14 protein-coding genes are annotated in these 11,744 nt (G+C 53.6%); all 14 read right to left on the minus strand.

What is annotated here, in order from left to right:
- Positions 1 to 12: 12 nt before the first annotated feature.
- The 14 genes from virB11 to ASN_RS18240 all read right to left on the minus strand — a co-directional run bounded on the left by virB11 (position 13) and on the right by ASN_RS18240 (position 11,285).
- Entirely contained in the window at positions 13 to 1,053 is a 1,041-nt protein-coding gene (virB11, locus tag ASN_RS18180) for a P-type DNA transfer ATPase VirB11 (protein WP_007284440.1), read from the minus strand.
- Complete coding sequence (virB10, locus tag ASN_RS18185; protein ID WP_010665819.1) at positions 1,043 to 2,176, minus strand: type IV secretion system protein VirB10; 1,134 nt, start codon at positions 2,174 to 2,176, stop codon at positions 1,043 to 1,045. Before virB10 ends, virB11 begins: the two co-directional genes overlap by 11 nt.
- Positions 2,173 to 3,093 carry a TrbG/VirB9 family P-type conjugative transfer protein gene (locus ASN_RS18190; RefSeq protein WP_058989486.1) on the minus strand — a complete coding sequence of 307 codons (921 nt, stop codon included), beginning with the start codon at positions 3,091 to 3,093 and terminating at the stop codon, positions 2,173 to 2,175. Before ASN_RS18190 ends, virB10 begins: the two co-directional genes overlap by 4 nt.
- Positions 3,090 to 3,779 carry a type IV secretion system protein VirB8 gene (locus tag ASN_RS18195; RefSeq protein ID WP_007284443.1) on the minus strand — a complete coding sequence of 230 codons (690 nt, stop codon included), beginning with the start codon at positions 3,777 to 3,779 and terminating at the stop codon, positions 3,090 to 3,092. The genes ASN_RS18190 and ASN_RS18195 overlap by 4 nt, the downstream gene beginning before the upstream one ends.
- A complete protein-coding gene (locus tag ASN_RS20605; protein ID WP_158306040.1) occupies positions 3,776 to 3,946 on the minus strand; it encodes a type IV secretion system lipoprotein VirB7 in 171 nt (56 codons plus the stop codon). Before ASN_RS20605 ends, ASN_RS18195 begins: the two co-directional genes overlap by 4 nt.
- Positions 3,947 to 3,984: 38 nt before the next feature.
- Positions 3,985 to 4,905 carry a type IV secretion system protein gene (locus ASN_RS18200; protein WP_007284444.1) on the minus strand — a complete coding sequence of 307 codons (921 nt, stop codon included), beginning with the start codon at positions 4,903 to 4,905 and terminating at the stop codon, positions 3,985 to 3,987.
- A 44-nt stretch (positions 4,906 to 4,949) separates the two neighbouring features.
- Positions 4,950 to 5,345 carry an EexN family lipoprotein gene (locus tag ASN_RS18205; RefSeq protein ID WP_010665816.1) on the minus strand — a complete coding sequence of 132 codons (396 nt, stop codon included), beginning with the start codon at positions 5,343 to 5,345 and terminating at the stop codon, positions 4,950 to 4,952.
- 11 nt (positions 5,346 to 5,356) lie between these two features.
- The gene (locus ASN_RS18210) at positions 5,357 to 6,043 is read right to left on the minus strand and encodes a type IV secretion system protein (RefSeq protein WP_058989487.1); all 687 of its coding nucleotides are present in this window, start codon (positions 6,041 to 6,043) and stop codon (positions 5,357 to 5,359) included.
- A gap of 16 nt (positions 6,044 to 6,059) precedes the next feature.
- Positions 6,060 to 8,432, minus strand: a complete 2,373-nt coding sequence (locus tag ASN_RS18215) for a VirB4 family type IV secretion/conjugal transfer ATPase (RefSeq protein ID WP_058989488.1) — start codon at positions 8,430 to 8,432, stop codon at positions 6,060 to 6,062.
- Positions 8,432 to 8,755, minus strand: coding sequence for a type IV secretion system protein VirB3 (locus tag ASN_RS18220; RefSeq protein WP_010665815.1), 324 nt, complete (start codon positions 8,753 to 8,755; stop codon positions 8,432 to 8,434). Before ASN_RS18220 ends, ASN_RS18215 begins: the two co-directional genes overlap by 1 nt.
- A 3-nt stretch (positions 8,756 to 8,758) precedes the next feature.
- Positions 8,759 to 9,082, minus strand: coding sequence for a TrbC/VirB2 family protein (locus ASN_RS18225; RefSeq protein ID WP_007284448.1), 324 nt, complete (start codon positions 9,080 to 9,082; stop codon positions 8,759 to 8,761).
- A gap of 3 nt (positions 9,083 to 9,085) precedes the next feature.
- Positions 9,086 to 9,781, minus strand: a complete 696-nt coding sequence (locus ASN_RS18230; RefSeq protein WP_231948535.1) for a lytic transglycosylase domain-containing protein — start codon at positions 9,779 to 9,781, stop codon at positions 9,086 to 9,088.
- A gap of 73 nt (positions 9,782 to 9,854) precedes the next feature.
- Complete coding sequence (locus tag ASN_RS18235; protein ID WP_058989489.1) at positions 9,855 to 10,217, minus strand: hypothetical protein; 363 nt, start codon at positions 10,215 to 10,217, stop codon at positions 9,855 to 9,857.
- A 498-nt stretch (positions 10,218 to 10,715) separates the two neighbouring features.
- Complete coding sequence (locus tag ASN_RS18240) at positions 10,716 to 11,285, minus strand: recombinase family protein (RefSeq protein ID WP_058989490.1); 570 nt, start codon at positions 11,283 to 11,285, stop codon at positions 10,716 to 10,718.
- Positions 11,286 to 11,744: the final 459 nt, after the last annotated feature.

Here is an 11,744-nt window from a genome sequence, read left to right on the forward strand (position 1 = left end):
GTGCGCTTCCTTTCAGTATTTCGTCAGAAGATCTGCTGCTGTCTCGCCTCTACGGCGCGCATCCGCTGCCAGCCACACTTCGCCGATGGAATAGATCTCGCCTGTCGTCTCGAAGGGCACGATTACGTCAATCGCGGCGGAGAGCATGTCCACAAGAGTTTTGTCTTCTAGCGCCGCCCCCTGGGGCGAGCCCTTGATAAGCGAGAAGAGCTTCTTGAACGCCTGAACCGGATTTGCGCCATGAATGGTAGAAATCGAACCGGGATGCCCCGATACGACCTCATTGAGATATGTCCATGCGGCGTCGTCGCGAAGCTCCGCCGGCAAGATCCGATCCGGTCTCATGCGCAGACTTGCGTGCAAAAGGTCTTCCGCACTGACCGAGCTGATTCCTGTTCCCGACTTTGAATAGAGCAACCGCACATGGTTGGGGTGCGGAATAACAAGCTCTAACGTGTCTTCGATCGTTATCAGCCGCTCATGCAGCGGAATGGCCGAAATCAGCGTTCGGCCCATCGTGGTCTTTCCAGAGCCCGTCGCCCCGCACAGCAGCATGGTCATACGGTTCCGTACACACGCAGCGAGGAAGGCTTCGAAATTGCCTTCATCGTAATACCGCAGAACCTCTTCGTGCCGTTTCTCTTCGGCCTCTGTCCGTTTATCCCAGCGGTTCCAACGCGCAATGTTGTACCGCTTTGTCACGGAACTGAGGGCAGCCACACTCCCCCCTGGCCGCCGGATCGTCAGGCTCACCGTCCCCGCGGGTACGGCTGGCGGCAAACACACTTGCAGACGCTCCCCGTTTGGCAACTCGGTAGAGCACAGAGGATGCCGTTCACCCACGTCCTGTTTGCGCAAAGCTCCTGCCAGGATCGCGATGTCTTCCAGATCCGTATAGCTCAAGGGAAGAGCGTGTTGTGTAAACACACCCCTCTGCCGAACAAAAACCTCTCCGGGCTTATTAACGCAGATCTCTTCCGTCGCCGGGTCTTCGAGCCAGCCCGCAAGGGGCTGCATCAGGAAACGGAGCTGTACCGCTGCTTCATTGAGCATTGCTACCTACCGTTGGCTTCAGGTCATAGATGTCCGAGAAATCAAGATCGCGCGCGACAAAAATAGCGACCGTCTTTCCTTGTGCTTTTTCTCCAGTTGGTTGAATATTGATGTCCGCTTGCAACGCCGTATTCGCGACTGTCTGCCCGTTTGACTGGAATGAATTGAAGTATGCACCGCTATTGTTGCTACCAACCCGGGATGCCAGCTCGACCCCGGCATCGAGACCACCCTGAATCACGCTTAGAAGAATGGCGCTGCCAAAGCGCGACCACCAGTGATTGTTCACCGTCACTTTAACACCGCTCTCGCCCAGCTCACCCGTCGCGGGTGATGCAAGATCAATGATGCCGTGTTCCGGTGTCTCTGCCCGATCCCAAATCACGAATGCCCGGTCTTCACCGCGCATTAAACCGTGCTGCATCTCACCGGTGACAATCGTCCCCTTGTCCATGAGAACCACATTCCCCGTTGTGCTCCGCACATCTAGGGGAATCACACATTTCGCGTATCCGGCGAGTTGAGTGTTTAGCTTGGTCTGAAGAATGCACGGGATAATTGTCCCCTTCGTAACCAGAAAGTCCGGGTGCGGAAGCAACCGCGCGCGCGCTTCCTCCAACACTGTCGGCTTTAGCCGAACGGCCAGTGACCTATCCCCCTGCGGATCTTGTCCGGCCGGGGGCTGTGCTCCATTGACCGTCACCGTCTTGGGAGATTCCTGCGCAGACGCGGGCTGAGGTGCAGAGCTTCCCCCCGAGCCTCCTGACGCGGCAAAAATCGGGCTTTCTGCCGGCGTTACCTCGTGATGCGTTGCTTGCGCAGGCATAAAAAACCGCTGCGGAGCTTGCTGCGGCATTGGCAGATTTTGGTCTGTAAGAGCAGGTGGCGGTGTCAGCGGTGCGCTGCGCATGTGCGTCCCAGCCGCTACGACAGGCTGATTATTCTGTTCCTCTGTTTTCTTCGCTCTATCGAGAGCACGAAGCCAAATAAAACCCAGCGCAACTACGACAACGAGTATGAAAATGCCAACCTTTTGCCATGCGTTTAGTTCGCGTCGATTGTTGTTTGATACGAGAGAGCCGCCGTCGTTAATTCCACTATTGTTGTTTTGTTCGTCGCTCATTGGGCGGCCTCCTTCAGCGTGCGGACCACGTTCGGGCTGATGGTATTTGTGCCTGGGTTACGACCAACCGGATCAAATGCCTTGTTGAAGACGCACAAGACGGTGTTTCCATCTCGCAGACGCCATGCTGGGGCGAGATGATCGGCAATCATCAGTGTTCCCCACCCAGCCGGATCGTTCTTCACGCTATAATTGGCAGTCGCTTCTTTGCCGTCCGGATTGATCGTGAAAAGCGAGGGAAGACGCACATTCCCCGGAAACCGGAAAACAGTGATGTTTCCATTGTCCCATACTTCGATAGGAAGAATAGAACGATCACCCTGAGCAATGTATTTCCAATTCTTGGGACCGAAATTCGGGTCTTTTGTTTCCCGTTCCATCCTTTCATGCGCGAGCTGAAGTTCCAACTCTTTTGCTCGTGCCTCGACCTGAGCCCGCTCCTGTTGCTGCCGGGCCAGGACGGCTGCACGACGCGCTGCGGCTTCATCAGCGGGATAAGTGAACTGCACGCTGTAGTAAACGCCGTCCGTCGCATTCGCGAGCGACGCACTTGCAACTGTCGTCACTTCAAAGACGTATCGCCGCTCGGCACCGGTATCGTTTCGTGTCAACACGATAACAGGCTGAAGGCCAAGCCCCTGTGTCGCTTTGAAGAAAAGATAGTTCCCTGCCGGGGCTGCCTTCAGATGTATGCTGTCACTCACTGCGACGCGATCGACGGTTTCATGAGGACTGAAACCAACCACCAGTGTCGCCCCTACGGCAGTCGAAAGATGAACAACCTGATCCGCTACATAAGGCACGTACCGCATTCGCGTGTCATGACGGCTGGGTAGAGGGTCTTGCTCTGCAAATGCGGGCACGACCGAAAGAGAGGTCGCTGCAAGGAAGGCAGCAACTGCGAGACGCTGAATCATACCCCATCCTCCGACGACTGATAGGACGTGACGATCACACCGCCCGGATTTGCCAAGCGGGCACTGGCCGGAAGATCCGTGACCCTCTGAATCTGCACAGTCGCGGTCCAGGTCGTCGTCTGTGGGCGCGCTCCCTCCATCGACACAATGCGCCGGAAGCGCACCTGAATGACGTTATTGCCAATGGGAGCGAGAGACAGACGTTCGGCGTCGATCTGGCCCCTTTTTCCAACCGTTACCTGTGGGCTCTTGGGGTTGGGGAAATTAAACCACGACTGATATTGCTCTCTGACTTGTTCGTTGCTCATGAGAGAAACCGTGTCATAGGCATAGCGCGCCGTGGCATATGTATAGCCCTCGCGCAGCCGAACATATTGCCACACCGCTGCATTGACGACTGCTTCGTCCATTGTCTTCGGCAAGCGTGACATGGAGATCTCGCTATCAACCGTTCCGTCCGGGCGAACCCACAACGGCATGGGCACCAGCTTTTCCAACGGCAACAGCGAAGCAACCGACCAGGCCAAGCCGACGTTAGCCAGCAATGAAATTCCTAAGCCGATCGTCAGGTACTTATTGATCTTGACGACCGCGCGCGCTCGCGACTTCTGGAAATTCTCGACCTGCTCATAATATTCCGCCATCTTTTCCTTCGGAACGGGCGGGACAAATTTCTGATCTGTCATTTATGCCCAATCTCCTTTGGCTTTTTGAGGTCCGCTTCTGTCGGTTTCCAGTGCCCCGAGTTCAGAGCAAATGTCGGTCCTTTGCATTTTGGGACCGGATCGTGACTTGCGCACGCCGATAAAACAGAGAGCATGAGTACAGAAATACTTATACGGATCTTTGCCATCCGTCTTACTCCCCTAGTAATGTTAAAACTTAACTTAGTTATTTATTAGAAGACTTCCTGCCGATGTTGGCCCCTGCCTTTGCGACAGTCCCAACACCACCCGTTGCGCCGCCAATGATTGTATTCAGGATTGCCCCAGCAGGATTGAGCGATACTCCCCCGCCGATAAAAGCAGCAGCAGCCGGCAACGAAATAAGAATAAAGGTCGATACGGCAATAAACATCGCCGTCTGTTCCATAATCTGAATGGCAATACCCGGCGTTCCCGCAGCAGAAACTGCATTAAGATTACAGGCCAACATATAAGTCCGTATGCCTGTCGCCACGATTATCATCGTAACATCAACAAGCAATGACAGGAGAGCGAGGCCCACCAGCTTTCCTATCCATCGTTCGGAAATATTTCTTGTCGCATCGAATAGGAAACCTGCAATGACGAATGGACCGAGAGACAGAATCACCGCAGTCATGAGGCTTGAGCAGATGTAGATGGCAAAAGCTATTGTCAGCATCGCACCATCTGCGATCGCTATCATTGCCAGCTCAATCAGATCGACAACCTGAAACCAATGAAGTTGCTTATCTATTGTTGCCGAATAATTGACGAGGCTGTTCCAGATGTCGTCCAGCAATTTAGGTGTCGAAGCCGTAGAGCTGGATACCGAACTCGCAGCCCAAGTCGGAAGCACAGTCTGGAAAAGATTCACGACGTAACCGTTGTATATGCCAGCTTCCAAGATGAATGCGGAAACTAGCGTCACCCGAATAATCCTTGATATGCCGCGTCTGGCATCCAGATCACCACGCATGACGAGTACGCCCTGGACAATCACCCACAGAACAATCAACGCCGTGAACGGGGACGCCACAGCAGACAGTCCTTGGCTGATGACATTCGATGTCCCGGTCGAAAAAGCTGTCCGTAGGCTTGTGTCGAAGTCTTCAAATGGCGTCGTCATAGTCTTTACCCCGCGTCAACGGCGCACCGTCTTTAAGTTCACGTCTATTGCCGACCGCTTCCCTTTTTGTTGGCTGCCGAGGCTGCGTTTCTTGCTGCGCTACATACGGCGGCCGGGGGAGGATGGTTCACCCCGCACAAAGCCAGCACGATGTCACGCTGCCGCTTGTCCACGTAATAACCCGGCTGCGTCATGTCGTCCGTTGCTGGCTGGGCCGGGGCTTCGGCACCTGTCTCAGCCGCAACGGCATTCCTACAATCCGGATAATTCTCATACGTCCGGTCGTTCATGCACTCACGGTTTACCTGACGCCGTTCGGCCGCGTGCGATGAATACCATTCCACTGTATGCTCCGCGGCATTGGGTAACGGGTGAGCAGAAGCCACACCACTCGCAAGCACGCCCAAAGATGCCACAACAAGGGTCTTGTAACCGTTCACAGCATATCCCTTCACTGGATGGCCGCAGGGAAATAAGCAGCGGTCGCTTCGTCGTCCTTCCGCGCCGCCTCTTGCTCCTGCAATTCCTGATTTCGGATCTGCGCCATAGAGAGAGTCTGAAGATTTTGGGCCGCAGCCGCCTGTGCCTGGATGGCCTGATTCTCGACGGCTATCCGACCGTTAATCGTGCTGACCTGCGTAATATCCTTTGCGTTCGACAGTTCCTGCTTCATTTCATCAAGCGAAGCGAGGCGCTGGTTAATAGAATCAAGGTTCTGCGCTGCTATACCTTGAATGTTTGCTAAAGAAGTTTCTCTCTGCTGATATGACTGCGCAACTGGATCTGTTCCCGTAGCTGAATACCTGTTCAAGCTCATAAATGACTGACCATAGCTATTCAGTGTATTGGTTGCTCCCGTGATCTGACCGGTTGCTTGTGTAACTGTCGGCAGCGGATTTTGCAGATTGGCGCTGTTGAAAGTCTTCAGCATCCCCGTTGCAACATTCGGAATGTTCTGAAGGAGCTGATATTGCGCTTGTAGCTGCTTCAGCTCGTCCATCATCTGATTGATTTCATTTGTGGTATTGGTGACGCTTTGCGCAATGCTTGCATTATCAAATACAGCTACCTGCGCATGGGCGGCATCCGCTCCAATGAGAGAAAACCATACCACTGCAACCAGACTATATGCCTTCATCGTGCCCTCCCTCGCCTCAGTCTTTCGCTTCGTGGTAACGGGCCATGAAATGGTCGAGCCACTGGCTCGGATCGGCCCCGTATTCTGCCCTCAACCGTTCGGCAAAATTCGCTCGATTGGCGCGGCCGGACAGTACCGCGATGTATTCCGGCATGGAGGACAGATCGAATTCACAAATGACGCTGCCGTTTTCCCGCTTCATGAGAAACCGTTTGGGATCACCCACCATCCCTTCCCGTACAGCACGATACTCGCCCTCGGTGCAGCTTAGTCCCGTGATGTAGGCGTGCCGGTCAGCCGTGGGAGACGGGTAGAGAATCTTTGTCATGCACTGCGCAACGAGCGACGAACCCAGCTTTGATTCCAGAACGTGCTCCGGCTGTTGTGTCGCCAAAATCAGCATCCCGTTGTTTTTACGAACGGTCAGCAGGAACTTGTCGATTACAGCGGCAAATTTCGGGTCCAAAAGATAGGCCCTAAATTCATCGCAGCTCATAAGAAAACGTCGGCCGTCAACCACCTTCTCGATCCGATAGAGCAGATACGCAGCCGTCGGGGCGCATATTTCGTCATGATCGAGAAAAGCCGTCAGATCGAAGCCTGTTATGGCACTCGACAGATCCACTTCATCGGTTTCGCCGTCGAACAGCCATCCCAATGCGCCGCCTCTGCACCAGCGTTCCAACCTGGCACCAGCTCCCTCTTCTGGCCCGTGCATCAAGAACTGGCGCAATCCAGCAAGTGAGCGCATTTCGACGGGATAGGACATCTGCCGTTCGATCCCCCGTTGCAGTCGCTTTGCATCTTCTGACGAGACCGTGCCCTTGCCGTCACTCTCAATCAGCCCGGTGAGCCACTGCCGCAGAAACTCCCGATCCTCGGGCGTGTTCGTCAGGCCACGCAACGGCGCAAGGCCGCAGGAAACACCACGCTTGAGAACAAGATACGTGCCACCAGTAGCAAGGACCAGAAGCTGCCCTCCCCGATCCTTGTCGAAGAATACGACGGCACCGTTCACCTCAGAGAGCGCCTGTTCCATCATCGCCATAATGAATGTCAGCAGGGTCGTCTTGCCCGAGCCGATCGGGCCAAAGATCGCCGTCATGCCCACATCCTTGACGTGAGGCACATAATCGTAAGACGTCGCACCATCCGTCCGAAAACGGGCGATTGCCGTGCCCCAATGGCCTTCGCGTGCTCCTGCCGGAAAATTGTCAAAGGTCGAAAAGCAGGCAAAATTATTGCTGTTGATAGCGCCGGGACGGGTGCGGTACTCCCAATTTCCGGGCAACTGTGACCAGAATGCGGCCTCTAGGCCGATACCTTCCTGTACGACTACTGCACCGGCATCGGTCAGCCGTGCCCGCGCACGAGCAGCATTATCGCCTAGCTGCGCAAGGGTATCAGCATAAACTGCCAATGAAAGATGATGCGATCCGAAGACAAATTCATTCGATATGAGCTTATCTACGGCATCCGTGAGCTGGTCGATCTGGCTGGTCGCCTTGTCACCTGCGCTTACCATCTGATTACCCTTCAGCGTCAGCTTTTCATCAGCCTGTGAGCGTGTCAGAAAGCCAAAGGACTGACTTACCACGAGGGGAAAACCCACACTGAGCAGAGCATTCAACATTCCGGGCCTGGTCTTGGCCGGATATTCACGGAACGAAAAAATGCCACCGACATAGCTCCGATCCAGAGAACGAACTTCGAAGCCACGTTTGCCGCAGATTACCCGATCCGTGTAAATGGACGCTCCAAGATGTCCCGATACAACCGGGACAGGCATCCAGCGTGCAGAGATGATGAGACGCAACGCCTCGCCGATTTCAGTGAAGACGACATCATCATGCTCACGCAGCCCCAGGCGCCGCACGCTATAATTGTCGAGAGCAGACGAAACGATCTGCCAGACATCTTCAAGCTGCCTGACTGTCGCGTCACTGGCCTCTGTCGCCTCGCCTTTACCCACCCGAAAGAGCTTGCTGCCCATCTTGCCGAGTGCATTCCGGGGAGTCACCACAACAGAGAGAAAATAGTCGTTTCTAAACAAACGATCTTTTAGAACTCTTCTATTGTAATCTTCATGAAGTCTCGACGCAAAATCTGACCTAAAATGCGTCTTTGGCAATCCCGGCACATCCGAATGCCGTACCATGTGAGTCGTAATTGTTACGTTATCATCGGAGATATTCCGAAGGACAGTATTCATATTGCGCTTGCGGCCATTACGGACGACAGTATCTTCCAGCTCGAAGGGAACGCCTTTGACGTAGCCCATTGCCATAACTGATCCATCACGAAGCAGAATGACATTTTCCGTAATGTGCCCAACATACGGAAGATAAATCTCACCTGAGCGTTCGCCATAACCGGGATTGCCAAACATCACACGATGCCCCTCCCCCGTTTATGAACCTTCAGCGGATTTGGGCTGACAGATGCCCCGCCCCACAAGGAACTATCCAAAGAACGTCCGGCCGTCTTCAAAAACAAAACTACCACGCCAACCGCATTATAGTCTCTCGCGACAAGTATTCGCGATCCGAACCAAAGCGGAACCATTACTGCTTCATATAGTGGGTTTTGAAGAAGGACCATTATGAGCCCAATCATCGTCAGCAATAGTGCAGCTACCGGCAGAGGGACCCCTGCCAATAGCGCCGGACGGGTTGCTGCAAGAAAGAGGGTGTCTTCTTCCAATTTTTCCATGAGTCACCCGGTAACCATGGACCCGAGATAGGCCGCGCCAAACATTAAGAGGATACCGCCAACCATTCCGGCGAATATACCCAACGAAAGACGGCCGAATGCCAGCATCAATCCGGCAGCCGCGAGTACGACGACAGCAATGCTCTTGCCGAAATCACCCAAGATGAATGTGCAGATATTGTTAATCATCTGTGTGGGCGTTGAACCACCAGAAACAGTCTGTGCATGGGCCACTGCCGGAAGAACAGATAGAAAAACCACCCATGCAACCAGACCCGCCTTCAAGCGTGGACTACGAACTGCAACGTAATGACTGGACGACAGCATATCTTATTCCTTGCTCAGTTGAGGAAAAACGGCCGAACCATCGCTAGCCTGGACAAACAACACCGCATCTGAAGCCCGAGGATCATTTCCTTTTTTCTTGGTGTCAGACGCTGTGCTGTATTCGAAGCTGCCCCACACGTCCCACACCGGGGGGGCATTTGGATCGGTAGGAACAGCAACCTGTTGCGGCTGGGGAGCGGCCGGCACGCCGCTCTGACCCATGCCTACATCGAGCGCAGGAACAACCTTGCGGGCAGATGCTTCCACCTTGCTCACATAGCCATTCGTAAAGCCGCGCTGTGCATCTCCGGTATTGTATCGGGAGATTGTTACCCGCAGCGCCTTCTGTTGCGCCTCGTGGCTCTCACCGCCAACATAGGTATCGGATAGGATGATCGACGCTGCACCTATCGAAACACAGGGGTCAAACGCATCCTGAACCCGTAATCCAAGAGCGGGCAGGTTATGCGAATTGATCTGCATAAGCCCAAGATCGACCGAATGGCCGATCGAGATCAGTCGGCTTGCCAGTTCCGCAGCTTCGGCATCTGTTTCCAGATTGAACGCTTTTTTCGTGTTGTTATCGTGAACCAGAAATGGATCAAACCCTGATTCAGTCTGCGCAATCGAGGCCAAAGTAATAGGCGCGACATTCGGACCGCATTTCAGCGCGAGCTGTCCGAAATCCTTTATTGCCAAAGGCTGCGCGCACACTTCGCCCGCTGCGAGCGGCAACAATAACGCGGCAGCAGCAAAGTGTGCGGTTTTTAGATTACTCTTTGTCGCCTTCCGACGTGACCGTATCTGGGGGATGGTCGCCGAGATCTTCAGGAAGGACGCCCACGAACGTATGAAGCGCGTGGTCGCCAGACGGATAAATCGTGATCCGTCCGTCGTAACCGATGCTGCGGATGGTCTTATAGAGGCTGCCGAGATTCTTGTACGTTCGTACGCCTTCGGTCCGGAACCTGGAAAGAATCCTGAACGTGCGGCTTTGTGTCCAGTCCGTTCGGAAATAGACCACGAAGACCGATCCTTCATCGCTGTCCGGTCGTGCGACGATGAAAACGCCCAAGATTTTCCCGCCGTCCCGAAGTCCGGCTTTGATGTCTGCCAGCTCGAACGGTTCCAGCAAGTGACAATCCCCCTTCCTACAATAGCCTTCTCCTGAACGCGGAGAGGCCCAGCAGGAAAACAAACCGGGGCGTTAAGTTTTGGCAAGTCCGAAGAATTTCGCATGGCAAGGACGAAACCTCTCGTTTGAGACACCCGATCGTCAGCGATCTGACCGCATCGAAATATCTTGCCTTGTAGAAATATCGAATTTTTCTCACGAGACGCAACAAAAAAAGCCTTGGTCCGAGACGCCACTCAGGCTGATGAAATGATATCGAACAGCGGTAATCCGGGGAAATTCAGAACAAATTACGTTCGACTTCTGTCGAACATCACGGATTTGTGAAAAATGTAAAGAAAACGATCAGGCGAGAACGACGATATTTGTTACGTGAGATTTTAACTTTTTTTCGTGGCAAAAATCGTGCATGAAATGCCGTTCATGCTCAAAATAAATTTGTATCACTTTGTATATTCGTATGGGCACCATAAATACGATACATAGTGATACAAATAATTATTCCACTATTTTCTTGATGGTTCTATATACTGTTGGGCGAGAAATAGAGAATACATCTGATAAATCACTGATAGAATACTCACCAGTTTCGTGCATTCTGCGTAATTCTTGCTGCTGCCGCACGCTAAGTTTTGGCTTTTTGCCTTTTAATTTACCTTTTTGTTTGGCAATTAGCATGCCTTCGCGTGTTCGCTGTCGCACCAAATCGACTTCAAACTCGGCAAATGTTGCCAAGACGTTAAAGAACATCTTGCCCATTGGGTCGGTCGGATCATAGACGTTCGCACCAATCGCCAGCTTCGCCCCTTTGGAAGTCAGCATCTCCGCAATGCTTCGTGCATCGGGAACCGATCGGGCGAGACGATCGAGCTTCGGCACGACAAGCGTGTCACCTCGCCTTACCGCAGCCAGTGCCTGGTCAAGACCCGGCCGCTCCCGCTTCGTGCCAGAATATCCAAAATCGACATAGATGCGATCTTCATCCACCCCGAGCGCAGCGAGGGCAGCGCGTTGCGCGGCCAGGTCCTGTGTGTCCCGTGAACAACGAGCGTAACCGATCAGCATCATGTAACGTAAAGCCCCCCTCTATTGAGACGATCACCGTACCACCCTTATGAGACGAACTTTGTCTAGGGTTTTCGTTCCGCTGTCACGTCTTTTTAAAGTGTCCGTTTAACGATCGTCTTATGAGACACTATTTTTAGGAGGAGAACGGCATTGTCGTACCGGCCCGCCCTCACCGCTGCTGTTTCCCAACTGGTTTCACGTTTGAATGTCTGCCTGGTGTCAACAGTCCGAACGGTATTGCCAGCGAGCTCGTCCAAAAATGCCGCGTGGCCTCATCCAGATTATTTCACCAGCCCATGCCGGCGCGGTCATAGTCCGTCGGTTTGCGGCTAATATCCTCGGGTGTCATGTCGATAACCCTCTAGACGGAGACGATCGTCTTGGTGGCCTCACTGTCCAGACGATGACCCTGCCTAGGGGGAGAGTATCCCGCGAAAAAACAGACTCGCATCAGAACGG

This window comes from Acetobacter senegalensis (assembly GCF_001499615.1).
Lineage (GTDB): Bacteria > Pseudomonadota > Alphaproteobacteria > Acetobacterales > Acetobacteraceae > Acetobacter > Acetobacter senegalensis.